Annotated in this window: 20 protein-coding genes; 11 read left to right on the top strand and 9 right to left on the bottom strand. The window is 61.1% G+C overall.

The genetic code is table 11. The features are described from left to right. Positions 1-168 precede the first annotated feature (168 nt). Both lon and ACOFKT_RS09460 read right to left on the bottom strand, forming a co-directional pair. Positions 169-2,802, bottom strand: coding sequence for an endopeptidase La (gene lon, locus ACOFKT_RS09455; RefSeq protein ID WP_419803742.1), 2,634 nt, complete (start codon positions 2,800-2,802; stop codon positions 169-171). 187 nt (positions 2,803-2,989) lie between these two features. Next, positions 2,990-3,853 carry a prephenate dehydratase gene (locus ACOFKT_RS09460; RefSeq protein WP_419803743.1) on the bottom strand — a complete coding sequence of 288 codons (864 nt, stop codon included), beginning with the start codon at positions 3,851-3,853 and terminating at the stop codon, positions 2,990-2,992. Between the two features lie 296 nt (positions 3,854-4,149). Between ACOFKT_RS09460 and ACOFKT_RS09465 the strand changes: the two genes are divergently transcribed. Next, positions 4,150-4,299, top strand: a complete 150-nt coding sequence (locus ACOFKT_RS09465; protein ID WP_419803744.1) for a lmo0937 family membrane protein — start codon at positions 4,150-4,152, stop codon at positions 4,297-4,299. A gap of 93 nt (positions 4,300-4,392) precedes the next feature. Beyond that, positions 4,393-4,770 carry a CsbD family protein gene (locus ACOFKT_RS09470; protein WP_419803745.1) on the top strand — a complete coding sequence of 126 codons (378 nt, stop codon included), beginning with the start codon at positions 4,393-4,395 and terminating at the stop codon, positions 4,768-4,770. Between the two features lie 161 nt (positions 4,771-4,931). Here ACOFKT_RS09470 and ACOFKT_RS09475 read toward each other — a convergent pair whose 3' ends face one another. From ACOFKT_RS09475 to ACOFKT_RS09495, 5 genes are all read right to left on the bottom strand, one after another. Beyond that, the gene (locus ACOFKT_RS09475) at positions 4,932-5,813 is read right to left on the bottom strand and encodes a UbiA-like polyprenyltransferase (RefSeq protein WP_419803746.1); all 882 of its coding nucleotides are present in this window, start codon (positions 5,811-5,813) and stop codon (positions 4,932-4,934) included. 214 nt (positions 5,814-6,027) lie between these two features. Continuing rightward, the gene (locus ACOFKT_RS09480) at positions 6,028-6,801 is read right to left on the bottom strand and encodes a BON domain-containing protein (protein WP_419803747.1); all 774 of its coding nucleotides are present in this window, start codon (positions 6,799-6,801) and stop codon (positions 6,028-6,030) included. Positions 6,802-7,062: 261 nt separating this feature from the next. Next, positions 7,063-11,445, bottom strand: a complete 4,383-nt coding sequence (locus ACOFKT_RS09485; RefSeq protein WP_419803748.1) for a translocation/assembly module TamB domain-containing protein — start codon at positions 11,443-11,445, stop codon at positions 7,063-7,065. Then, entirely contained in the window at positions 11,445-12,212 is a 768-nt protein-coding gene (locus tag ACOFKT_RS09490) for a peptidylprolyl isomerase (protein ID WP_419803749.1), read from the bottom strand. Before ACOFKT_RS09490 ends, ACOFKT_RS09485 begins: the two co-directional genes overlap by 1 nt. Beyond that, a complete protein-coding gene (locus tag ACOFKT_RS09495; RefSeq protein WP_419803750.1) occupies positions 12,212-15,658 on the bottom strand; it encodes a POTRA domain-containing protein in 3,447 nt (1,148 codons plus the stop codon). The genes ACOFKT_RS09490 and ACOFKT_RS09495 overlap by 1 nt, the downstream gene beginning before the upstream one ends. Before the next feature lie 229 nt (positions 15,659-15,887). On the opposite strand from ACOFKT_RS09495, the gene ACOFKT_RS09500 reads away from it, so the two are divergent. The 9 genes from ACOFKT_RS09500 (at position 15,888) to pgeF (ending at position 23,243) form a co-directional block, all read left to right on the top strand. Next, positions 15,888-16,961, top strand: coding sequence for a ThiF family adenylyltransferase (locus tag ACOFKT_RS09500; RefSeq protein ID WP_419803751.1), 1,074 nt, complete (start codon positions 15,888-15,890; stop codon positions 16,959-16,961). Positions 16,962-17,190: 229 nt separating this feature from the next. Next, on the top strand, positions 17,191-17,859 hold the full coding sequence (locus ACOFKT_RS09505) for an RNA polymerase sigma factor (RefSeq protein ID WP_419803752.1): 669 nt from the start codon (positions 17,191-17,193) through the stop codon (positions 17,857-17,859). Then, positions 17,856-18,137, top strand: coding sequence for a hypothetical protein (locus tag ACOFKT_RS09510; protein WP_419803753.1), 282 nt, complete (start codon positions 17,856-17,858; stop codon positions 18,135-18,137). Before ACOFKT_RS09505 ends, ACOFKT_RS09510 begins: the two co-directional genes overlap by 4 nt. A gap of 375 nt (positions 18,138-18,512) precedes the next feature. Further along, a complete protein-coding gene (locus tag ACOFKT_RS09515; RefSeq protein WP_419803754.1) occupies positions 18,513-19,052 on the top strand; it encodes a shikimate kinase in 540 nt (179 codons plus the stop codon). Positions 19,053-19,131: 79 nt separating this feature from the next. After that, positions 19,132-20,187, top strand: coding sequence for an AI-2E family transporter (locus tag ACOFKT_RS09520; RefSeq protein ID WP_419803755.1), 1,056 nt, complete (start codon positions 19,132-19,134; stop codon positions 20,185-20,187). Between the two features lie 62 nt (positions 20,188-20,249). Continuing rightward, positions 20,250-21,194 carry a heme o synthase gene (gene cyoE / locus ACOFKT_RS09525; RefSeq protein ID WP_419803756.1) on the top strand — a complete coding sequence of 315 codons (945 nt, stop codon included), beginning with the start codon at positions 20,250-20,252 and terminating at the stop codon, positions 21,192-21,194. 8 nt (positions 21,195-21,202) lie between these two features. Then, on the top strand, positions 21,203-21,775 hold the full coding sequence (locus tag ACOFKT_RS09530; RefSeq protein WP_419803757.1) for a DUF420 domain-containing protein: 573 nt from the start codon (positions 21,203-21,205) through the stop codon (positions 21,773-21,775). Then, a complete protein-coding gene (locus ACOFKT_RS09535; RefSeq protein ID WP_419803758.1) occupies positions 21,772-22,032 on the top strand; it encodes a hypothetical protein in 261 nt (86 codons plus the stop codon). The genes ACOFKT_RS09530 and ACOFKT_RS09535 overlap by 4 nt, the downstream gene beginning before the upstream one ends. Before the next feature lie 110 nt (positions 22,033-22,142). Next, positions 22,143-23,243 carry a peptidoglycan editing factor PgeF gene (pgeF, locus tag ACOFKT_RS09540; RefSeq protein WP_419803759.1) on the top strand — a complete coding sequence of 367 codons (1,101 nt, stop codon included), beginning with the start codon at positions 22,143-22,145 and terminating at the stop codon, positions 23,241-23,243. Here pgeF and ACOFKT_RS09545 read toward each other — a convergent pair. After that, the gene (locus ACOFKT_RS09545) at positions 23,186-23,848 is read right to left on the bottom strand and encodes an HAD family hydrolase (protein ID WP_419803760.1); all 663 of its coding nucleotides are present in this window, start codon (positions 23,846-23,848) and stop codon (positions 23,186-23,188) included. The two genes, pgeF and ACOFKT_RS09545, sit on opposite strands and share 58 nt — an antisense overlap. Positions 23,849-23,921: 73 nt before the next feature. After that, positions 23,922-25,382: an ATP-binding protein gene (locus ACOFKT_RS09550; protein ID WP_419803761.1), complete on the bottom strand. Its 1,461-nt coding sequence runs from the start codon at positions 25,380-25,382 to the stop codon at positions 23,922-23,924. Between the last annotated feature and the right edge of the window lie 2 nt (positions 25,383-25,384).

Raw genomic sequence — 25,384 nt, forward strand, 5'->3', positions numbered from 1 at the left:
GTCGGGGTCTTCTTCGCGCTTTTACTTGCCTATTTCGTTGCCATAGATCCTCCCTGCACCATTTAGGAGGCAATCGGCAGCGCACGGGTTGGCGAGACATCCGCGACGGCACACGACAAAGGCCGAAGCAAACGCTCCGGCCTTGCCTTGCTCCCTTTTGCTCACCTCTTACGCCGCTGTCAACAACTCCTCACGCACCTGCTCGGCCTGTTGCTCCTCCCGCAGCGTATGCGGCAGCGCCACCGCCAACACGTCCTCAATGCGCGTCGCGTAGTGGATCGTCACACCCTCGGTCTGGTCAGCGGTCAGATCTTCCTCTACGTTCGGCTTCACATCGATCGGCAGGATCACATCGCGAACCCCGGCGCGCTTGGCCGCGAGGAACTTCTCCTTGATGCCACCCACCGGCAGCACATTGCCGCTCAGCGTGATCTCTCCCGTCATCGCCAGCAGCGGACGCACCGCCCGGTTTGTCAGCAGCGAAACGATCGCCGTCGCCATCGTCACCCCCGCCGAAGGCCCGTCCTTCGGAATCGCACCAGCCGGCACGTGCAGGTGCAGGTCGATGTCCTTCAGCACGTCTTCGTCCAGGCCCAGCGAGTTCGCATTCGACCGCACCCACGTCAGCGCCGCCTGCATGCTCTCCTTCATCACGTCGCCAATCTGGCCCGTGATCTGGAAGTTGCCTTTGCCCTTCATCCGGTTCGCTTCGATGAACAGGACATCGCCGCCCACCGGGGTCCAGGCCAGCCCGACCGCCACGCCACTCCGCTTCGTGCGCTCGGCGATTTCGGTGTCCACGCGAACCTTGTACCCGCCAAGGAATTGATGGATCACCTCATCTGTTACCGTCAGCGGCTCGGTCTTGCCCTCGGCGATACGCCGCGCCTGCTTGCGGCACACCGTGCCCACCAACTGCTCCAGCTTGCGAACGCCCGCCTCACGCGTGTAGTGCCGCGCGATGATCCCCAGTGACTCTCGTGGAAATACAATTCGCGGCTCGCCTAATGGGACCTCCGGCTTGTTCGATTCCGGCACGGCCGCGGTCGCCTCCGCGGTGGAATGCGAGATTGCCGCATCCCCGCTCAACAGGTCGCCACGATCGTCGCTCACCGCAGCCGTCGCCGTATCCGTCGTGACCGGCTGCGTCCCTGTCGCCTGTTCCCGGTTGCCTGTCCCCTCGCCCTTGAAACCCTCCGGCTCGATGCCGTTCTCCTTCACCTGCCGCGGCACCAGGTACCGCTCCGCAATGTTGACCTTTTCTTCTTCGGTGTAGCCGGTGAGTTCTATGATCTCCATGCGGTCCAGCAGCGGCGCCGGAATCGGATCTAGCTGGTTCGCGGTGCAGATGAAAAGCACCTTCGACAAGTCGAACGGCTGGTCCAGGTAGTTGTCGCGAAACGTCCCGTTCTGGGCCGGATCCAGTGTTTCCAGCAGCGCCGCCGCCGGATCGCCCCGGAAATCCCGTCCCAGTTTGTCGATCTCGTCCAGCATGAACACCGGGTCGTTCGTCTCCACCCGCTTCAGGTTCTGCACAATCTGCCCCGGCATCGCGCCAATGTACGTGCGCCGGTGCCCGCGAATCTCAGCCTCGTCGTGCATGCCGCCCAGCGAAATACGGGCAAATTTGCGTCCCAGCGCCCGCGCGATCGACTTGCCCAAGGACGTCTTGCCCACGCCCGGAGGTCCGACAAAGCACAGGATCGGTCCCTTCATGTCCGGCTTCAGGCGCCGCACGGAAAGGTAGTCAAGGATGCGGTCTTTCACTTTTTGCAGGCCGTAGTGATCCTCGTTCAGGCACTCCTCGGCCTTCCTGATATCGACCTCGCCGCCGCTTGACTTGGCCCATGGCAGCACGGCCAGCCACTCCACGTAATTGCGTGTCATGCCATAGTCGGGCTGCGCCGGATTCATGCGCTGCAGCCGGTTCAGCTCCTTCAGTGCTTCCTTTTTAGTTTCTTCGGGCATGCCCGCGGCTTCGATCTTGGCGCGCAACTCCTCAACGTCTTTGTTGCCCTCGTCGCCCTCGCCCAATTCCTTGCTGATCGCCTTCATCTGCTCGCGCAGGTAGTACTCGCGCTGCGACTGCTGCACCGCGTCCTGCACCTCGTTCTGGATTTTGGAGCGCAGTTGCTGCACCTCCAGTTCCTTTACCAGGTGCCGGTTCAGCCGTTCCAGCCGGGCCGTGATGTCCGGCGTTTCCAGCAACTCCTGCTTGTCCGCCGTGGTCAGAAACGGCAAGGACGACGCCACAAAGTCCGCCAGCCGTCCCGGCTCGTCAATGTTGAGCGCGATGGTCTGCAGGTCGTCGGACAGCGTCGGCGAAGCCGTCACAATCTGCTGAAACTGCGACACCACATTGCGCTGCAGCGCTTCCAATTCCGGCGACTGCGCCGCATCCGTATCCGGCCAGCGCTCGTACGTCGCCGTCAGAAACGGGGTGCTCTGCTCAAACTCACCCAGGCGCGCCCGCTCCATGCCTTCCGTAAAGACAAACAGCGACTGGTTTGGCATCTTCACAACCTTGTGAATGGTCGCGATCGTGCCCGTTTGGTGCAGGTCCGCCGCGTCCGGCATGTCCTGCCGGGCATCGCGCTGGGCCACCACCAGGATCGTCCGCTCGTCGCCGAGCGATTGAATCAGTTGAATCGAACTCTCCCGCCCGACCGTCAGCGGCATCACCGCATGCGGAAACAGCACGGTTTCACGGACCGGCAGAACCGGCAACGCGCGCTGGCTGGTCGGCTTGCCCTGGTCGTGGCCGGCGTTGGGCTGGATGACGCTTAAAAAATCATTCGGCATGTGAGCGAACCTCTGTCAAATATTCCCACATAGGATGTGTCAACATAACCTCTGGATTCACTCACCCTAATCGGCCTCATACCCCGCCAGGTGAGCACCTCAAACTGCAAAGCCGACTCGCATTCGCACCGCCCTCCCTCAACTCATGGCGCAAAGCGTGGCTCGAAGCGCGATCCAAGTCAGTCTGTCAGACGCCTCCCGGTCCAGTGCCCGCAGCACCTTCCGGGCGATTTGAGGCATATCGTCCGAGTTCCTTCACAAAATGGCACTCCCGTTCCAACGCACGCAGCAACCCATCCACGCCCCCGGCCCGTTCCATCCGCAGATCTACAAAAAAGACATACTCCCACGGCCGGCCCGGTACGGGACGCGATTCGATGCGCGTCAGGTCCGCACCTTGTGCCGCCAGCAGCGAAAGCGTGTGCACCAGCGATCCAGGCCGGTGCGCGATAGAAAACGCCACGCTTACCTTCAACGCCACCTCCGGACCCAACGCGGCCGCCGGCGCACCCGTTTTCGGGTACAGCAGCAGAAATCGTGTGAAGTTTTGCGGATCGTCCTCCAGGTCCCGCGCCAGGATGGTTCCGCCGTACACCTCCGCCGCATACGGCGCCGCGATCGCCGCCTCCGCCGCGTCGCCACTCGCCAACACCATCTTCACGCTGCCTGCCGTGTCATACGCCGGAACCGCGCGGCACTGGGGATGAGTCAAAAAAAAGCGGCGGCACTGGGACAGTGCCACCGGATGAGAGAAAACGCGTTCCACTTGCTCTATCGGCAGGGCGGCCGCGGCAATGAGCGCATGCCGGATGCGCAGCGATGTTTCCGCCACAATCGTCACCGCATGGTCCAGCAGCAGATCATAGTGGTCGGCCACTGCCCCGTGGAGTGAGTTCTCAATGGGCAACACTGCGGCATCCGCAGAACCGTCCTCCAGACGCTCAAACACCTCCGCCGATAAACTGCACGGAACCAACTCCTCTTCGCCAACGAGCTCTTGCACCGCCAGATGGCTGTTCGAGCCCAACTCGCCCTGAATCGCTACCCGCACTGTATTTCCTCTCAAACCACCTTGTAGGCAGGTGTCCGTCTTGACCGCATGTTGCGGTGAACGTGAGCTCAACCGGCAGCGGCCTGGTTTTTTGCGCACCGATGTGAAGGGGTGGACCGGCCGATCTCCCAGCGGCGAACACGTCCTCTCAGGCGCATGATGTACACCAAAGAAATACACAAAGCAATTCCCCGAATGGCAACCTCCGCAGTGTACGTGGCAACAGATGTTGATGTGGCTGCAAGGCCGCGAATCACGGCCCTGGCGGAAGCGTTCAGGGCATCAGGAGAAAGACGATGCTTTGGACAATTACCATCGTGCTGGTAGTTCTGTGGTTGGTCGGGCTCATAGGCTTCCCCGCACTAGGAGCTTGGGTTCACATCCTGCTGGTCTTGGCAGTAATCGTGCTGATTTTCAACCTGTTGAGTGGCCGCCGCGCACTGTAGTGGCGTGACGGAACCTGACAGATGTTAGAAAGCCGCTCATTGAGCGGCTTTCTTGCCGTAAGCGCGGCCGCAGGGCCGCGAGGGAGAACACCAATGAACTTCGACGAGATCAAAGGCAAAACGCAAAGTGTATTCGGCAAAGCCGAAGAAGCGGTTGGGGAGGCGGTTGGCAGCCAAAACCTGTCGAACGCCGGAGCGGAGGATCGCGTGAAAGGCGCCGCGACCGAAACCTGGGGCAATGCCAAGGACGCGGTCGGCAATGCCAAGGACTCCGCTGCAACACACGCCAGCAATGCGCGCGCAGAAACCTCCTACGAGGCCGGACGCGCCGACGGCCATCTCGAGTCCGGCACCGGTAGCCTGCGGGACCGCATCGTGAGCGGCAGCGAACACTTTAAAGACACCATGAACGCCAAGATCGACAACTTCAAAGCCGAGCACGACGCGAAGCACACCAACGACCGCGTGTAACCGTAACGAATCACAGCATCGGATTCCACCCACGTGAACGGCCTGCCTCAGGAAAGGCAGGCCGTTCTGCTGGATTCAGTACGGATGCAAGCCGGCCCAATGTCACCGGTGATCAGACAATCGCGATGCCCGCAAGCAAAAGCAAGAGCATTCCCACGCCGTTAGCGCATTCGGAACAGAAGCACATCGGCTGCGGTCGCCAGGAAATATACGGCGGAGATGATTCCGTTCAGGGTAAAGAACGAGGCATTCATGCGCCTGATGTCGGCCGGCGAGATGATCGAATGCTCGTATACCAGCAGCGCACCGGCGACTAGTACACCAGCCAAAGCGATGCTGTGCAGGTGAAACAGCCGCAGCATCCAGAGCAGCAGCACGAACAGTACCACGTGCATGCCCCGGGCGATCCGAAACGCTCCGCGCAGGCCGAATGCCTGCGGAATGCTGTTCAACCCATTCGCGCAATCGTGCTCGAAATCCTGGCACGCGTAGAGCACGTCGAAGCCGGCAACCCATAGCAACACCGCAATCGTCAGCACGACGATGCGCCAGTCCAGCGAACCGCGCACCGCAATCCAGGCTGCGGAGGGCGCAATGCCAAGCGCCACGCCCAGCACCAGGTGCGACCACCGGGTCACGCGCTTCATGTAGCTGTAGGCCAGCACAATGCCGAGTGCGAGCGGCGACAACAGCAGCGTCAGGCGATTCAGCAGCCCCGCCGCGAGCAGGAAGACCGCACTGCTGACGAGCGTGAATGCCGCCACGAACCCTCGTGAAAGCAGACCGGCTGGGATCGCGCGCATGGCCGTGCGTGGATTGATTCGATCGATCTCCGCGTCGACCAGACGATTGAACGCCATCGCCGCAGTGCGCGCGCTGACCATGCAGATGACGATCAGCAAAAGGGTCCGCCAGGCGGGAATGCCGTCGGCCGCGAGCACCGCCCCGGTCAGCGCAAAGGGCAGCGCAAATACCGAGTGCTCCCACTTGATCATCTCGAGCGTCACGCGTGTGTTGCGCGCGACGGCGGTTAGCGTGCCCATGTCTCCAGTCTATGCGGGGTCTTTAGAACCTGGTCTACGAACGGCGATGGACTCGATGTCTGCTGTAACTTACCGCTGCACAGGAACTCGTTCTTGCGTAACTCATCCCTGCCAAAACGTGCACCTCGTTCCAATCACACATGGACTTAGAGGAATATAAAAAGCTAAATGTTTGTACGACAGGAATTTACAAAGCAGGGGCGGTGTGAGCCACCTACCGTTCCCGCCCGGCACTGTTCACCACCTGCAAATCGTTGGTCACCTTGAACGCGCCGGCAACGCCATTCGCGCGGATGCCCGCAGCATCCCGATCAGCCTGATTGTCGACGACGCCAGTCAACGTGATATTTCCGTTCACCACCGTGATGCGAATCGGCTTCGCCGGGTCGATCGCGTATTTGTTCAGCGATGGAAAGCCATAGATCGCGCGCGCGGCAGCAAGGCGGATCCGATCATCGTTCGGAGAAAGCGGCGCAACCTCGATATTGTCGACCACGTCGCGCACGCCCGGATAATGTGCCACCAGCGACAGAGCAGAGTCCTTGTCCGTCGGTCCGTACGCGACACCGCCAAGCGTCACGACACCGTTCTGCACGCCGATGGTGAAGCTGTTAAAGGCGGTTGTTCCATAGCCGACGCGATCGTAAGACAGCTTTTCCGCCAGCTTGTTTCGCAATTCAATGTCCGAAACCGGAGTCTCGCTGGCCGGACCGCCGACAACGATCTGGTTGCTGACCGCGACAACGCCTTTTTTGTGATGAATTTTGTGCTCGGCATCCTCTTTGGTCGCGTACACGTCCACGGAGCCGTTCAGGGTCACGATGCCGTTTTTCACGGTCGCACTAATGCCGCTGAAACGCTTGGAATCCAAGCTTTTCTGCACGTCGGCTTGTATTTCGGGGTCGTTATTCTGCGCCAGGACGGGCAGCGAAAGCATGGCGCCGAGCGAGAGCATCGCGACGAGTTTCGAAATGAAAACAAAACGCATGATCCACCTCATCTGCGCGCGCGCACTCCTATGACCGAGCGCTACATTATCTGAGATAGAGCCGGATTTGAGCCCACGCGTTGCGCGCCTAAGAACGTCTTTTGCCCGAGCAGTGCTGGGCGTTTCTCAAAACCGGCGCATCACCCTTAACATTGAGCCGATTCTTAAATGAGCGAGTCAGTGGGTCGCGCGTAAGAAGACCATCAAACCGCTCCCGGCCCGCTCCGGTGCACGGCTTTGTGTCAGCAGATGCTGTTTGCGTCAGTGATAGCGCTGACGGATTTTGTAGACGATGGAGAACACGCCATTTTCATCGCGGCTGGCGACGATTGTGACGTTGTCGCTCACCTGGTACTGAGCCGCGATCAACTGCTGCTGAGAAGCGTTCACACTGGTCGCAAATGTCACGGTGATCTTGGGCGTGAGCTGCTGCTCAACCGTGATGCGGGCGGACGAAGTGCCGATCGAACCGACGTAAGCCGGGTCGATCTTTACCTTGCCTGCGCCGCCGAACAGCTTATTCACGCGGTTGGAGACGGTTGCATTCAGCGCGCCGCCCAGCAGCGCATTGGTCGTCGGATCCTGGCCCTGTTGCTGCAGTTGCTGGGAGTTGATGGACGCTTCTTCTGCGGTGCGGCCCAACGCGAGCAGATTGAAGACGTCGGACTGCGACAGCGGCGGCTCTGACCGGTACGTCAGCTTCGGATTTTTCGACGTGCCGTGCAGGCCGATGATCACGTCGTAGTTCTCAACCCGAGCCGTCGCGTCGATGTCGACGATAGGATCGATGCGAATTGGGTTGTTGAAATAAATCTGACCGCGTTCAAGCTGATACTTGGTGTCGTTGAACGTCGCGGAGCCGTCAGTCAGTGTTACTTTACCCAGCACGCTGGGAACAGCTGCCGTGCCGCGCAATGACAGATCGACGGTGCCGGCGATGCGCGCGTAGCTGTTCTGGAAGTCGAGCGACGGCGAGGACTGAACGCGTACATCGAGACCGATTTTGTTAAGCAGCGAATCCGGGTCGGGCGGAGGCGCAACATCGCCCGCGCTGGAAGCGATGGAGCCGAAGTCGAACGTCTGCGCCAGACCAAAGCGCGTGATGAGCACGTTTCCGGACAGCGTCGCTCCGTTGCCGTCACCCTGCAGGTGAATGTTCGCGTTGGCGGTGGCAGAAACACCGTAGTAGCGCACGCGGACTGCCGTGGCGGTCGCCGTCAGGTCAGCGAACAAGCCGTTGCGGAACTGGAAGAATCCGCCAACCTTGATGCGTCCGCCGCCGGAGTACGCGGTTAGATCATCGACGACAAGGCGATTTTCGGTGAAAGTGGCCGTGCCGTTCATATTGGAAAGGCCGTTCGGCACCTCGGCGTAGGCCAGGTTGGTGTTGGCGAACGTCACCTTGCCGCCCAGGACCGGCTTGCCGGTGGTGCCCGTGGCGGTCACGGCGAGATTGATCTGACCGGAGGCGATAATTTCCGGGTTAAAGCGATGGGCTATGGCGACGTTCACACTACCGTTCGCGTGTGCGTCGATGCGTCCGCCCATTGGCGGCAGGGGAGATCCGTCGGCTGTGAAGACCTGCGCGGAACCCGAGGCAGTCAGGTCCGTGTCGGGACCGACGATGTGCAGTTCTTCCAGGCGCGCTACGCCACCCTGCAGCGTTGCGCGTACCGGCGCCGCGCTGTGGAAGTCCAGGCCCTGCGTGCGTACAGCGAGCGGGTTGATGACAAGTGAGCCCTGGAGAGCGTACGGCTTTTTCGCCGGTCCGCTCACATTCAGTTCGCCGCTGATCTGCGATGTCGCATCGACAGTGGAGCCGGTCAGCTTGAGCGCGTTCGCGACGTCGAGGTTTGAGAAGGTCGCATGTGCCTGCATGGGGTAGTCGCCGGCAAGCTGCAGCTGACCCGTCGCCTGGATCGGAGTGTTCAGCAGGTTCGAATTCGCGGTCAGGTACACCACATCGCGCTCGCTATGCAAGTCCGCGACCAGCTGACCAATGGCTTTCCCGGTATACGTGGCGTTTGCGAGCTGCAGATGAGCACGAAGGTTCGGCACGTCGACGGTGCCGTCTGCGTCGGCCTGGAAGGTAAGGACGCCGTCGACTGGCGACTTGGCCTGTTGCACGGCCTTCAGGTTCGACAGACGAATGTCGTTGCCCTGCAGATGCGCCTTGACGCGCTTGGATTTCAGGTCGTAGCTGCCGTTGCCATCGACCTGAACCCCTTGCGCGCGCACCTGCAGCGAAGTCGCGGTAATGTTCTGGCCCTGCACGGTGGCGTTGGCGGTGATCGCATCGAACGGCTGGTCGTAGGCGACGCCGTTGCGCAACGCGATATTGCCGCTACCGTTCAGGTTGCCGAGCGTGCCGGTCACGTGCGCATCGACGTTGAGTACGCCGGTCACGGGCAGCTTGCCCTGGCCTGCAATGTCGAGCACATCGTGCATCTGTGCATCGTTCAGGTGCGTGGTCACGTCGACTTTGGCGAAATCATCGAACTCGTAACTGGTGACACCGCGGCGCACAACGCGATGCGGCTGGATGGCGCCTGCAAGCTGCAGTACCGCGGTGCCACGCTTGATGGTGGAACTCGCAACTGTAACGCCGGCGGACGAATATTCCGCGTCGGCTGTGACGGAATCGATGGCGACGTCGCCCGTGGAGCCGAGATGCGCAAGCAGCTGATTTGCCTGCAGGTGCCCCTTCACGTCGATGTCGGCGAGGGGACCCTTTACGGTGCCCTGGAAATGCGCATCGCCGTGCAGAGCAACGGGAAGCGCGGCGCTGCCCTGCTTGCCGTTTGCCTTATATCCGGTGGCGTTCAGAACCGAGTCGAACTCGCTCAGATCGCGCAGGTCAGCCTGCACGTTCAAGTTCGTCACATAGCGGTCCAGCGCAAGTGAACCGGTGACATTCACATTGCTGGCGGGCGTATGTGCCTCAAGCCTGTCGATCGTGACCAACTGGTCCAGACCACGGTAGTTCGCCTTGACGACGCCATTAACCGGGATATCCTGCGACGCGCTACGGCGGCGCACGCCCTGCGGTGCCAGACGGAGATCGGCCTGAACGACGACCGACTTTGGAAGGTCGTTCGTGTTGCCGCCCCACTCGACGTGCACGGGCCCGTTCACGGCGGTGTCGAAACCAAGGTCGGTGTAGCGGCGCGGCTCCGTGATCTCGTTGATGGTGCGCAGGGAAATGTTCGCAAGCTTCACATCAAGATAGGCGTGAGCGCGTTGTGTCGGCGCGAGCACCGGCGAACCCGTTGCCGGCGGCTTGGCGTTGGCGATGGTTGCGGTTGCGTTGGCTGTCTTCTGTCCGGCAACGACGGTGGCGGACTGCGCGGGGGCATCGGGCGGCACTTCGCCGAGCCAGTTGCTGATGCGCAGGTCACCGGAAATGGCGCCGCCGGCAGGCAGATTAAGCGCGATCGCGTTGAAGAGCAGTTCGGTCGGCGTGACGCGCACATCGGCTCTGCCGTTTACGTCGGAGATGTTGACGTACTGGTCGCGGTAGCCGACCTGGTGCAACGTGGCTCCGCCCGCAACCAGGTAGCCCTTGGGGCAGTCGGGGCTGGGCGGCAGCGTCTTCGTATTCGCCGGGTTTGCGCCCGGGTGACGGTGCTGCCAAAAGCTTGGCTTCTGTTGCGCAACCTGCGGCGTAACCGCGCAGGAGTGGCCGGCGATGTCCAGACCGAGCGTACCTCCGTTCAGCCCTTGAAATCCGCTGAGCACGCTGATCTGCGGCGCCTCCAGATTGCCTTTGACCTGCACGTTCCAAACCGGGTTATCGAAGTTTTCTATGCGGGCGTTCGCGTCCAGGTGCGAGCTCTTGCCTGTATCGAAGGTGATGTTCTGAATTGCGATGAGCTTACGGCCAAGCTCACCTGTGACGTGAAGACGACTCTGCGCGACGGGCATCTGTTGCATGCGCGTCCGAAGGTCGTCCATGTCGATAGACAAACCATAGTGATCGGTGACCGTGATGTAGTGCACGTTGACGCCCAGATTGTTGGCCAGGAGGTCAAATGGAATTGCGCGATCGTTGAGCAGGACGACGCCATTCGCGAGCTCTACCTTGCTCGCCTGCAGATCGAGAAGTGTGTCCAGAACGGGTTCGTTGCTGGTGCTCGGATGCTTGGGAACGGGCTGGTTGGTCGTGCCGTCCTTGTTGATGATGAGGTGGACCTGCGGCTTGTCGACATGGAGCAGGGCCAGCGTGATGTATTTCATGGCGCCGGTGCTGTTGGTGGCATGCGCGAACAGGTTCTTGAGCGTAATGCGGACAAGGATGCGGTCCGCGGACACATAGGGCGGCTGGCCCGGACCCTCGAAACCATGAATGACGAGGCCGTCTGCCTCGATGGCAAGGTGCCAAAGGCTGAAGTGAACCGCCGCGAGGTCGACCTTGCCGCCCGTGGACTCTTCCAGCGTGGAGACCAGCGTCGAGCGAACGCGGTTCTGAAAATCCTGCGTGTTGGAGTAAATGGCCAGGCCACCCACGATCAAGAGCAGCAGCACGAAAACTGTCCCGACAAGCCACGCGACGACGCGCAAAACGCGGTGATGCCGTTTCGCTTCGGGTTTCGGCTTTGGAGATGGGTTCTGATCGGGCGCGGGGTCAGGATTCAGGGGTGGCATTACGGCATCTCCTCCCCGTCCTTCAGGATGCGCACGTTGCCGTTCTCTCGCAATGATTTCAGCCATCCGTCAAGCAGCTTGCTCACCTGCTGCTGCAGCAGAAGTTCTTCAATGCGCGGGCTCAGCGTCTCCAGCGAGGGCGGAGTGGCGTGCTCCTTGCGGTACTGCGGCAGCATGGTTTGGGTGTAGAAGTCTTCCACCTGCTTGTCGGTGATGCGAATGCCGGAGCGGAAGCGCTGTTCGATGAAGCGCAAGACCTCTGCGCGTTGCTCCAGGCGGGCACGCAATTCGTCCTCAGTGAAACCTGCGCTTGCCAGGAACCTGGCCCAGCCGGCGTCGCTCTGGCAATCCGCATGTTGGCAGGCCGGCAAGTCTTTGCGCAGGTCCGTTTCTTCCGAGTCGATCTGTGCCTTCTCAACGATAGGTGCCGGCTGACGAATCTGCTGCAGTATCAGATCACGATCAATGAGGCGCGTGAGTGCCTGAGCACGGGGCGTATCTCCGCTTGTGGTGCGGTAGGGGTAAAGCCTGGTGAAACGCTCTTCTTCGTCGACATCGCTTTCCAGGATGATGTCGTTGTTGACGACGGCGACTAGCCTGTCGGCGACGTCGCCGCGCTCTGCAGGCGCCTTGTTCGCGTCAGCCTGCCGCTGCACCGCAGGAGTGGTTGCGGCAGTTGTCTGCGCGAACACGGTTACCTGGCATGCCGCAACGGTCAGCAGCAGCGGACCGAGCCAGGCGACGCGGGATGTGTGAAGGGCCTTCACTAGAATGCCTGCCCGATGGAAAAGAAGAACTGGATGTGGCTCGCCTGGCCCACCTGGTGATTCGGCAGTGCCTGGGAATAATCGTCGATGATCGGGTACACGGTTGGATTCAGGTTATAGCTCAGATCAAGGCGAACGGGGCCGACTGGCGTGTGATAGCGAGCGCCCAGGCCAATGGCGTGGGACCAGTAGTTGAAATTGCAGGTGCCGATGGTGGTGAAACCGGTGACCTGCCGGCAGGTGTTCTCGTTCGGCTGATGGAAGTTCTTGAACGACGGGAAGACATCCCCGAGGTGCAGGAAGTTGTTACCCATGTCGTGAAAAACGACGAACGAGAGGCTCTCGCCGACGACCGGCAACACGGGTGCAGGCAGACGAAGTTCCAGCGTGTTCACAAAGACCGCGTTGCCGCCCACAGGAAAGCCAGTCGTCAGATCGCGCGGGCCCGCGGCATTGATGCCGAAGCCGCGATGCGACGTCGCGCCACCCACGTAGAGGCGTTCCGGCAGCGGCACCGCATTGCAGGACGCGTTGGTGTTGATGAGATCGCCGGTGCATCCGGGTACGCCCGCGTTGGGGTTTGCACCGGTTGCGCGTATGAAGCCAAAGCGGGTCTCGCGCGCGAAGGTGTAACGGCGCTTGAGCGTTCCCCACGAGTGGTACGTAGCGAACGTGGTGTCAAGACGATTGAAGTCCGTCTGCGAACCAAACGCCGAGTGTGCCAGGAAATCGGACAAGGTCAAGTAAATGCCTTTGGTGGCATCGAGCGGCGTTGGGTTTCGGGTGTCATGGAACCAGGTGAAGCCGGGACCACCGACGCGTACCGGCTGTGAGAGCAGCGGGATCAGGTTGGCTGTAACCTGCAGGCTGTTCTGATTCACGCTGACGCGCCGGTACTGAAAGTCATACAGGAACGTGTCGGCCTTCGGGACCTTCTGCGTGACACGAAACAAGCCCTGCAGTGTGCTGGCCTGAAAGGTCGAGATGTTCTGCACGTTGGTGTAGCCGCCGCTGATCTGCGCGGTCAGGTTGGGATTGCCAAAGAATCGCGGCCCATTCAGCGTAGCGGTTGCAATTCTCTCCAGCAGGCCGTAGGTGGCATGCACAGTGATCGATTTGTCGGAGCCAAAGAGATTGATGCGGCTGACATCTGCCGAGACGCGGAAGGATGCGCCGGCCCGTCCGGCAGCGCCGCCACAATTATTGCCGGTCCGCCCGTCGCCCAGCGACGCCTGTGCCCGGCAGTTGGGCTGCGGCGTGGAGAGTTGGGTCTCAAAACCGGCTCCGTAAGTGACATCCCAACGCTTGGCCTCGGTCAACTGCACCAGCACGTTCTTGCGATCGATCTGACCGTTGGGATTCTGAATTGTGACGTTGGCCTCGCTGAAGAGAGCCAGGTCGTAATAGCGGCGCTGCATTTCGACCAGGGCCGATGCATCGAGCGGGTCGCCTGCCTTGAGCTGAAGCTGGTCGATGATCAGCTTGGGTTTTGTGTTCTCCGGACCGGTGATGAGTACGCGGTTCACGAAGACCTGCTCACCTTCCGTTACCAGGTATTGCACGTCGGTGCGCGAAGCGTCGTTCGACTCCTTGGTCTGCTTCACCTCAACGCGGGCCTGGTCGAAGCCTTTGGAAAGGTAGGATTGCAAAACACTGTCACGGTCGTTTTCCAGGGTCGCGGTGGAGAATGGCTGGTCCTGTTCGGCGGTGATCAGCTGCTGCATGTCCTGCTGCCGTGCGGGCGAGACTCCAGAGATGCCGATCTTGCCAAATTTTTGCTGAGGGCCTTCTGTAATGTTCAGATCGATGGTGATGTAAGCGAATTTGCCGCCCTCGTTGCTCTTGGTTTCCTTAGCATCGATCTGCACCTTTTCAAAACCGTTTGCACGGTAGAGCGAGGTGATCGAGTCTTTGTCATTCGAAAGCAGAACGGGCGAGAACTTTCCGTAGCGGTTAAAAGCGTCAGCCTTCACGATGGAGATACGTTCGCGAATGGTCTCCGTGTCGAAGTACTTGTTGCCATGGATGTTGACTGCAGCAACCTTGTAGCGGCGGCCGGGCCTTGCGTCAAATGAGACGACCTGGTTGATATTGCTGGGCGGCGGCAGCAGCGTACCGTCGGGCGCGACCTCATTGTTCAAGCCGATTTCGGGATTGACCTTTGGATCGACCTCGGCGTCAAAGTAACCCTGCCGTGCCAGGTACTCGCGCACATTGTGGGCGCCCTCGTTCAACAGGTCCTGGTCGACAGTGCCCTCTTCGTAGATCGGCAGCAGTTGCTTCTGCCTTGCCTTGGAGACCTTCGCTCCCTCGATAACAACTTTGACCGTGGGTCCCTGGTGATCGACGAACGAGTAGTCCAACTGTCCACGATCTTTCGCGTACTTGGAATCCTGCAGAGCGATAGCAGCTTCTAGACGATCATGCTTCTGGTAATACGTGCGAAGCCGCTGCAGCCCCGTGCCCACCGTGTCGCGTGTGACCCGGTTGTTGCTGTGGAAGAACTTAAGGGTAGTGTTCTTTGTGTTCAGCTTGGCAACATCGCGAAACTTCTCCGGAGAGAGGCCAGGGTCACCGGTGATGTTGACGGTGCCGACAACCGCACGACGGCCAACCAGCACGTTGTAGGTGATGTCGACCTGATGGCCGTCGTCGCGCCGAAGCGTGCGGGACTGGATGCGTGGCTCATAGTAGCCGCTCTGCGCCAGTGATTGGCGAATGCCCTGTTCGCCGGCGGCAACGTCATTCTGCACAAACGGCAGACCTGGCTGCAGCTGCGTGGCGTACTCAAGAATGGAAGCAAGCCGGCCGGACTTAACGCCCTCGATGACAACCCGCCCCACGAAGTAGCGTGGCGTACCGGCAAAGATCAGTACCAGGCTGTTGCCCTGCTGCACCGTGCGTACCTGGATGTCGCGGTAACGCCCTGTCAGAAAGAGCTTGCGTGTCGCTGCGCGGACCTTGGCGGGATCGAGCGTGTCGCCGGACTTCAAACCGAGCTGGCCGGGCAGCGCCGCCGCCTCGTTCTGAAAATTCACGCCCTCAAAACGGATTGCTGCAATCCTGCGGCCGCGAAGCGAGTACAGCGCCGACACGGCTTGCGCTGCCTCTTGATTGGCCTGCGCCTGCTGGGCACGCTCCTGGTCGACCGGGCTGGTCGAATTCAGCGTGGAGGTCGCGCCAGGCGCAGGCGATCCGGGCTGGCCAGGAACAGGCTGCGCGGCCTGGCTGGGCGGGGTCGCCGTTTGCGGAGCGGGGGCGGCACCCTGCTGCGTACTGCCGGCGGAGGCGTTGGACGGACTCTGCTGCGTGCTTTGCGCGTTCAGAAGGTTTAACGGCATCAGGAAGGCCAACACTGCCGCGCCGCAGCGGCTCACCGTCACTGCCCGGGTGCCAGCCTGCCATGCCGCGTTGCGATCCGATCTGCGTGCCGCCTGCAACTTCAAATCTCTACTTCTCCGCAATAAACGCTGCCCGTCGCTGCGTGGGGCGAGGTACACCCATGAGCAGAACGTGCGAGAGACGAACCATGCGTGGCACGGACCACGCGCGAACCCGCCAATTGGTTGAATTGTCTCCTAGGATGCGGAATCGTGCCGTGGGGTTAGTGCCGGGCGGAACCTGTCACCTAACCTGCCCCGGCCGGTCAGATGGGCGGCGGCCTACACTGGAACCATGGGAGATGCTGTGCCTACACCCGCGCTCGAGGACCGGCAGCCATCGCCAAACCTGGAGCGATACTCGCGGCAGACGCTGTTTATGCCGATGGGACGGTCCGGGCAGCAGCGGCTCGCTGCCGCGCACGCCGCGGTGGTTGGCTGTGGTGCGACCGGCGCCGCGGCAGCGGCGTTATTGGCGCGGGCTGGCGTGGGGCGGCTTACCGTGCTGGACCGAGATTTTGTGGAATGGTCGAACCTGCAGCGCCAGCTTCTGTTTACTGAGGCAGACGCGGCGGAAGCCCTGCCAAAGGCCGAGGCCGCTCGCCGGCGTTTGAAGGAGATCAACGCGGACGTGCAGGTGACCGCGCACGTGGCCGACCTGACGCCCGGGAACATCGATGCACTGCTTGGCGCTGCGGACATTCTGCTGGACGGCACGGACAACTTTGAAACCCGCTACCTTTTGAACGATTTCGCCGTGGAACGTGGGACGCCCTGGATCTATGCGGCGGCGATCGGCAGCTATGCGGCGACCATGAACATTGTGCCCGGCACAGCGGAAAACGGGACCGCGTGCCTGGCCTGCCTGTTCCCCGAGCCGCCTGGCGGCACGGTAGAAACCTGCGACACCGCAGGCATCCTGAACACCGCGGTTAACGTGGCCGCCTCGTTGCAGGTGACCGAAGCGCTGAAGTACCTGTCCGGCAATGCGGCAGCGATGCGACGCACGTTGTGGTCAATGGACGTGTGGACGGGCGAACATGCAGAGATTGCGACAGGCAGGACGCGCACGGGCTGCCGCGTGTGCGGAGATCGCGATTTCGTTCATCTTCGCGGCGAAGGCCGTCCGCACATCACGCTGTGCGGACGCAACTCCGTGCAGATACACGAGCACGCACGCCCGATCGACTTCGAATCGCTCGCAGCCAGGTTGCAGCCACACGGCCCCGTACGCTTCAACGGGTTGATGCTGCGCTTCCAGCATGGCGAGCACACGCTGAACGTGTTTGCCGACGGCCGAACCGTGGTGCAAGGCACCAGCGACGCGGCGCGTGCCCGCACACTGTATGCACGCTTCATCGGAAGCTGATCGAATCTGCTGCCATCGAATCTGCTGCCGCAGACAGACCCGTAGGAGTGCGCCCGGAACGATCCGATGGTGCAGATACAACCCGGATGTTCCGGGGCTTCTCACATGGGCACCGCTGCTTTCGATCTCCGGCCGATGTGCACTCCTGCGTTATTCTGAGTGTGGCATCGGCAGCGAAGCAGCATCGAGACACCTTCGCCAATCCCGGCGAAGCATGATCGCGAGGCCTATGCACTCACAGGTTTATTCAATGGCTCAAACAAATTCATCGCCTCCGCCTGGGCTGTTCAAAAGAAATCCGCCCATCGCTGGTGAGGCTGACGCACTGGAGCGCGCCAAGAACGGCGACCCGGATGCGTTCTCAAAGCTCTATGCGCTCCATAAGCGCCGTGTCTACACGCTCTGCCTGCGCATGCTCGGCAATGTTTCCGAAGCCGAGGACATGACGCAAGAGGCGTTTCTTCACCTTTATCGCAAGCTTGGATCGTTCCGCGGCGAAAGTGCGTTTTCCACCTGGCTGCACCGGCTCACGGTGAACCTGGTGCTAATGCACCTTCGCAAGAAGGGTTTGCAGCTGGTTTCGCTGGAAGAAACGATCAACCCGTCAGAAGAAGACGCACCCAAGCGGGACTTTGGCTCGCGCGATCCGCGGCTCTCTGGATCAGTCGACCGCGTGGCGCTGGAACGCGCCGTGGGCACGCTGCCCCCGGGCTATCGCCTGGTGTTCGTGCTGCACGACGTTGAGGGTTACGAGCACAACGAGATCGCGGAGATGCTTGAGTGCTCCACCGGAAACAGCAAATCTCAGCTGCACAAGGCACGCCTGAAGCTGCGTGAAATCCTGCGTCAGCAGGAGCAGGCCGTTTCAAACGGAAAGCTGCAGGAGGCGGTGCAATGATCGAGCACGATGACAACACACCGTGGACCTGTGAGGAATTTGAAAAGGCCTTGCCGGAGCTGTTTGAGCGTGCCCAGGGCGGCAAGCTGAGCGCCGACCCGCGCTTTGCGGACATCTTGCGCGACTGCCCACAGGCAGCCGAGTTGGTGCGTGATCTGGAGTACATCGCTGAAACCGCGAGAATGCTGCTGGAGCCGGAAGGTGATGCTCCGACGGATGAAGTCTGGTCCAACATCCAAAGCCGGTTGAACGACGGCGGAAGCGGCGCGATCAACTAACGGGAAGCATGCACGCGACAAATCGACGATATGTGAATCGCGTGCAAGCTTTCCACGTTTGCTTGTATTCGCGGCGACACCTGTGTACCTTACTCGTCAGAGATGGCGCTGCAGTTTACCTTCGCTTCGTTTCCGTACCGCTACTGGTGGCCAGTAGCGGCTCAGGCGACGGTTGCGTATCGGAACTGCCCCCGGCAGTAATTCTCAGCAACTGATTTCGACCCGAGCCGCGGCCCCTAAGCCGCGGTTCTTCTTTTTGTAACGCAACCGCAATTTCAAGAGCCCACGATGACCGCAGTCTGTGAACCGGAAGAGGCAATCTGCAGCGCTGACACGAGCGCGTCGGCGCAAGCGATACTGAATGGGCAGGTCACTATGCCCACCAGAACACTGTCTACCCCAACCCGCATTGTGCTGACCGGCTTTATGGGCGCGGGAAAATCGACCGTAGGCAGCATGCTTGCCGGGCGGCTCGGCTGGCGCTTTGTCGACGTGGATGATGCGATCGTGCAGAAGGCCGGCACACCGATCGCCGAAATCTTCGCCAAATACGGCGAATTTGTCTTCCGCAGAATGGAAACCTCAGCCATTGCGCATGCGCTAGGGGAGCGCGATGCGGTCATTGCGCTGGGCGGCGGCGCGGTGGAGGTTCTCGCCAACCGGCTCCTGCTGGAGCAAACGCCCCGTACGACGGTGGTCTTTCTGGACGCCGACCTGCCCGTCCTGCTTGCCCGTTGCCAGGCCCAGACAGAGGGTGTGGAACGCCCGAACCTGCAGGCCGCTGAAGAACGCTTCCGGTATCGTGCACCGCTCTATAAGCGTGTTGCGCGCGTTCGGATCGCAACCGCAGATCAGAATGTTGAGCAGACCGTCTCCGCGTTGTTGCAGCAGTTGGGCCTCCATGGCGTGAGTTGAGTTGATCGGCTCCCGGTGCTTGTGACTGTTCCCAAACGACAGCGCAACCGGTTTGCGCATCCAACGCAGGAACGGAGAAATGCACGTGGACGCTGCACTGCTACCGGAACGACGCCGGGTGCGCGGTTACATCCTGTTTACGTTTGTACTCGCGGGTGCGCTTGCACTTGCGTGGAAGCTGCACCACGTCCTGCTCATCTTGTATGTGTCAGGGCTCTTTGCGGTGGTGCTGACGCCGATTGTGAAGCGGCTGGAGAAGATACGCTTTCGCAACCGGCATGCGGGCAAGGGCACGGCGACCATCCTGCTATTTGCCGGCATCTTTCTGGCACTCACCCTCTTCTTCTGGATCGGTTTTCCGCCCGTGATTCGCGATTTCGCGAGTTTCGTATCGGATCTGCCGCACCGCATACCCCAGGCGCTTGCAAAGGTGCAGCGGCTGCCCCTGGCTTCCAAGGTTGATATGTCCAAGGTCGCGGCAGAGGCGCAGAACGTGGTCGGCGCGTTTGCGGCCTATGTTTTCGACGCTCTGCCCCGTTGGGCGACGCACCTGTTCGATGTTTTGACGGGCGTCATCCTGTGCGTGTATTTCATTCTGGAAGGCGAGGAGGTATATCAGTACTTCCTTTCGCTCTGGCCCATTGACAAGCGCACACGCCTGGCAAACACATTGTTGACGTCGGAGGAGCGTGTCTCCAAGTGGCTGTTTGGACAGCTCACCCTGATGGCTGCTGTCGCCATTTACATGCTGATTGTGTTCGGGGCGCTGCACGTGCGGTATTTTGTGCTGCTCGGCATTCTGATGGGCATCACAAACCTGATCCCCGTGGCCGGAAACCTGATCACGATTACCATCGCGATCATGGTTGCCGCGTCCGATAGCTGGACCAAGGCACTCGGGGTCGTGATTGCCTACGTGATTTATGTTCAGATCGAAAACGCGATACTCACGCCGCGCATCATGAAGACCAGTGTCGACCTGATGGGTATTACCGTGTTGGTCGCCCTTTTGTGTGGTACGGAGATCGCGGGCATCGTTGGCGCGCTGGTCGCGGTGCCGACCGCCGCCATGGTTGTTGTCTTCGCGAACGAGTACCTGGTGCAGCATGACGATGCACCGGGGCGTGTCACTTAGCCGTTGTTCGCTCGCCGTGAACGGCTACGGCACGCTGCCGCGTTATCCTAAAGGTCGACGCAATGGCCGTAACAGCTTCCATTCCCGCGACGAGCCAAGCACGGCGAAGCACGCTGCTGGCCGACTACGCGGAGATGTTCAAGCTGCGGGTGTCGTTGATGGTGGTCATCACTGCGGCGGCCGGCTATTACCTGGGATCATTGCGCTCCGGCATCAGCCCGCTTCAACTGCAGTTTTTGCAAACTATGCTGGGCATCGGTGTCGTCTCCGCCGGATCGAGTGCATTGAATCAGGTGCTGGAGCGGAAAACGGACGCTCTGATGAACCGCACCGCGTGGCGGCCCATGGCAGCGGCGCGCATCGGCCTGGTCCATGGGGCGCTGCTGGGCCTGCTGGCTGTCGGGCTCGGGTCGCTGTACCTGGCGATTGTGACCACGCCGCTTACGGGATTTCTGACACTGCTGACCGCTGCAAGCTATGTGGCCATCTATACGCCGCTGAAGCGGATCAGCATGATTGCCACCTTTGTCGGGGCATTCCCCGGTGCGCTGCCGCCGCTGATCGGCTGGACCGCGGCGCGCGGGCAAATTGAATGGGAAGCGGTCGCGCTCTTCACTGTGCTGTTCGTGTGGCAGTTCCCGCACTTTGAAGCGATCGGCTGGCTGTACCGCGCAGACTACGCACGCGCCGGCATCCGCGTGACGGCGGTGGCCGTGCCAGGAGGCCGCGCGACGGCCGCCCAGGCGTTGTTCTATGCCCTGCTGATGATTCCGGTGAGCCTGTGGCCGGTATATCTGGGTATGTGCGGATGGATCTACGGCGCGTGCGCCATCATCCTAGGCGCGGCTTATCTTTGGTACACGATCCGGTTCCTGCGCATCACCCGCGACCTGCCGGCGGAGGTTTCGCGCAAGATCGCGCGCGACCTGCTGAAGGTTAGCGTGATCTATCTGCCGCTGCTGCTCGCGGCCATGATCCTGAATGCGCAGGGACGCATCGCCTACTGACCCGGATTATGTCGACTGCCTCCCCTCCCATCCCCGCGAACGAACGAATCCACACACCAAAGTCGGCTGTGTTCGGCATCCTGGCGGTTTCTGCGCTGGCCAGCGCCTTTCTGTTCTGGCTGGTGTACTACCATCCGCCGATCGACACGAACCACACGCGCTTCCTGTTTTTGCCCGCGCTGAACGCGGTGCTGAACGGACTGGCAGCGATTGCTCTGGTCGCCGGCTTTGTACAGATTCGCAATCGCAACGTGCGTCTGCACCGGGCGATGATGTCTGCCGCGTTCGTCTTTTCCACGCTCTTTCTCGTGTCCTATATCGCGAATCACGCGCTGCACGGCGAGTACCACCTGCCCATCGCGCACGCGGGCGGCTTGTGGTGGAGTTACCTCGTGCTGCTGCTGTCGCACATTACGCTATCGATTGTGGCGCTGCCATTGGTGCTGATCACCTTTTTTCTGTCGCTGTCGCAGCGGTTTGTGCAGCATCGCAAGGTGGCGCGCTGGACCTTCCCAATCTGGCTCTATGTTTCGGTCACCGGCGTGGCCGTGTTCCTGATGCAGGCGGCGATTCGCCGGTGAGCGGTTCTTTCCAGCCCGCAGCGGGCCGCATGCGGAAGGACACGCGTGCGATCCTGCGTGTCGCCGCGCCGATCTGGCTGGTCGGCATGGCGTGCTGGCTGTTTGTCGCGCTGAGCGGTGGGCTCACCAAGCACGGGCCGACCACGCCCGCAGGGTGGATTTGCCTGATGGTCGGGCTGGGATGCGTGCCGACCGGATCGCTCTTCCTTCTGCTTGGGATTGGGAAATACTTTGAGGACCGTAAGCGCGTTTCGTGACGGCACACTCGGTCCGGTACCCACCTTAGAATCGAAGGGTGGCACGCAAGCAGAACCCCTCCGAGACAGTCTCTCCCCTCACAAAGCCTTCCCTGCCAAGCGGGAAAGATTTGGAATCGCCGGAAGCGATCGCCACGGTAGACGACATTCTGGCCGGAGTAGGGCTGGCCCATGGAACGCGTGCCTCGCGGCGGGGCAGCTGGGCCGGTGGCGAGCGGAAACCAGTAGGCCGGAAGCAGGCGGAGGCAGAGCGTGCCGCAACCACACCGAAGCAGAAGCCGATGGTCCTTCGCTCACCTCTGCTGGAACAGCCTGGCCTGGTGCATGGATTCTCCACGCGGCAAGGCGGGTTCTCGCGCGTCTTCCGGCCGGCTCTGCCCGCCGGGTTGGGCGACCTGAACCTTGGCTTTACGAAGCAGGATGACGCGGAGCTGGTGCGCCGCAATCGAGCTGCGTTTCTGAAGGCACTCGGGGCAGAGGGCATGTTGGCGTTCGGTCTGCTGCAACAAAAACACACGCCCGTGGTGCGAACACTGAACCGCCTGGAGGACGCGGCAAGCGATTTTCTGGAGCCGGCGCGCCTGCGCGGCGACGCTCTGATGACCGATGTGCCGGCGCTGCTGCTCACCGTGCAGGCGGCGGATTGCACGCCCGTGCTGCTCTTCGACCCAGTACAACGTGCCGTCGCGGCGGTACACGCGGGCTGGCGCGGAACGCTGGCGCGCATCGTGGAACGCACGGCCGGTTCCATGCGGCTTCGCTACGGCACGGATCCAGCAAACCTGCATGCTGCCATCGGCCCCAGCGTTGGGCCGGATAGCTATGCCGTGGGAGAAGAGGTGCGGCATGAGTTCGAGTCGCAATTCCGCTACGCGCCGGAACTGTTCCGTGAGGTCTATGAGTCAGATCCCGTTCGGGAAAAGTACCCGTTGCTCTTCCTGACCGCACGTGCGCCAGGGCACTCGCCGATCGGGCCGCAGCTCCACCTCGACCTGTGGGAGGCAAACCGGCGGCAACTGCTCGACGCGGGCGTCCCGGACGCACACATCCACGTGCTCGGCGAAGATACCGCCGCGGACACGGGGCGCTTCTTCAGTTATCGCGCGGAGCAGGGCTTCACCGGCCGCATGATGGCCGCCATCGCTTTGACGGATCAACCAGCGAGAGGCGAATCGTCGAAATGGCGCAGCAAATCTGCAGGATCGCGGTAAACGGCGATCGCGCCCGCATCTTTCAACTGCTGCTCGGTCCAGCCGCCACAGGTCAGTGCGATGGTCTTCACGCCCGCCTTATTCGCCGCCTCTACATCCCAGGGCGTGTCGCCCAGCGCCACTGCATCTTCCGACTCAATGCCGAGTTTTTTCAGTGCCGCTTGAAAGATGTCGGGCTCCGGTTTCGTCCGTGCAGCATCGTCGGCCGTGGTGTGTTCCTCAACGAGCGCGTGAATGCGCAGCAGCATCAGGAAGGCGTGCAGGTCCTCCTTGTTCGTCGACGATGCGACCGAGATGCGCAAGCCTTCCTGTCGCATGCGCTTCAGCAGGTTCTTCGCGTCGCTGAATGGAACGATGCGGTCCATGTACTCGCGGTGGAACAAATCTTTGCGAAAGTTCTTCAGATCTTCTTCGAGATCCTTCACCCTGTCCTCGGGCACAACGGTGGCAATGACCTGGTCACCACCCTTGCCGATCTGCTTCACCATGTCTTCAAAGGTGACCTGGAAGTCGAAGTTCTCAAAGGTGCGCTGCCATGCCTCCGCATGGAAGTGGTTACTGTCCAGCAGCGTTCCATCCAGATCGCAAAGCACGGCCTTGTACATAGATCCCTCGTGGAACTAGATGCGTGCGGAGCGGGGAACGTCAGCGGAGAGCGTCAGCAATCGTACGTACAAACTATTTTGAGACGGCTCCCTTTGAGAAGGGCACGCGAACGACGAACTCGGTCGCGCCCGGCTTCGAGTGCAGGCCGATATTGCCGTCGTAGCTTTCAACGATGTGTTGCGCAATTCCGAGGCCCATGCCTGTGCCGACGCCGGCAGGCTTAGTCGTATAGAACGGCTCGAAAATGTGCTGCTGTTCGGAATCCGGGATGCCGGGCCCGTTGTCACCTATGCTGACAAGCAGATCGTCGTCCTGCCGCCAGGTGCGCACGGTAATGTGCCCGCCTTCCGGCACGGCATCGATCGCATTGTCCAGCAAATTGGTCCAAACCTGGTTCAAGCCGCTGCAGACGCAGGTGAGCGGCGGCAAATTGGCGCCGAACTCTTTTTGTACGCTGATTTGCTTTTCCCGGAATTTGTGCTTCAGCAACATCAACGTGGCGTGAATACTCTCATTCACAGAAAGGTTTTGTTGTCCGCCCTGGCCCTCATGTACGTAGGTCTTTACGGCCTTGGCCAGGTCGTGTACGCGCGCCACGCTTTCTTCTACAAGCGAGACCTGCTGCATGCTGGACGCGGTTGCTTCCAGCCAGTCCAGCGGTTCCTGCAACGCGGCCCCGGTAAAGGCACCGGCAAGGCACTGCAGGTCCTCCGCGGCGATGCCGCTCGCCACCAGCGTAGGCGCGAGCGTCCATGCGTTCTGCACCTGGTGGTCGTCCATCCACGCACCCAGTGCATCTTCGCGGTCCGCCTGTTGCAGCGAATCCATGCACACGTTTCGCTTCGCGTTCAGCACGCGTTCCTGCAGTTCGGTCAAGCAAGCGCGCTGCATATCCGAGTGCCCATGCTCTGAAAAACCGCGCGCGAGCAGGTGCATGCGGTTCAGGTTATCGCGCAATTGGGAGGCCGCACGCCGCGCCGCGGCACCAGGATTATTCAGCTCGTGCATCAAACCGGCGGTCATGGTTCCCAGCGTAATCAGTCGATCTTCCTGCGACTGCATCGCTGCCATCCCGCGCACACGCGTGCTGAACTCTTTCAGGATTGCCTTGCGCAAACCGGGGCAGGTCGCCATCAAGTGCCAGAAAAGATCCTCGGTGATGCGGAGCGCGCGCACCGGACCCTCCGCAATGACGCTGGCCTGATTCGTACCCATTCCGAGCATCGCCAGGTCGCCCATCACTGACGGCGCTGCGACCACCTTGCGAAAAAGATCTTTCCCGCTTCCGCCGGTACGCGCGACCATGACCTTGCCCTCAAGCATGACGCAAAAATCGCCCAGCTCGGAGTCGGGTGTGGCGAGCACGTCGCCGTCGGCGTACACCTGTTCCACGGCAACAGCGACAAGGCAGGCAAGCTCCGACTCGTTCACCTCGGCAAACATGTCCTGGTGCAGTTTTGCAATCAGCTCGCGTTGTTCGGCCGTGCGATCAGCAAAACAGTCAGGTGCCTGGGTCAGGCTCGGGGTTGCCATGA

The organism is Terriglobus sp. (assembly GCF_965201105.1).
Classification (GTDB): Bacteria; Acidobacteriota; Terriglobia; order Terriglobales; family Acidobacteriaceae; genus Terriglobus.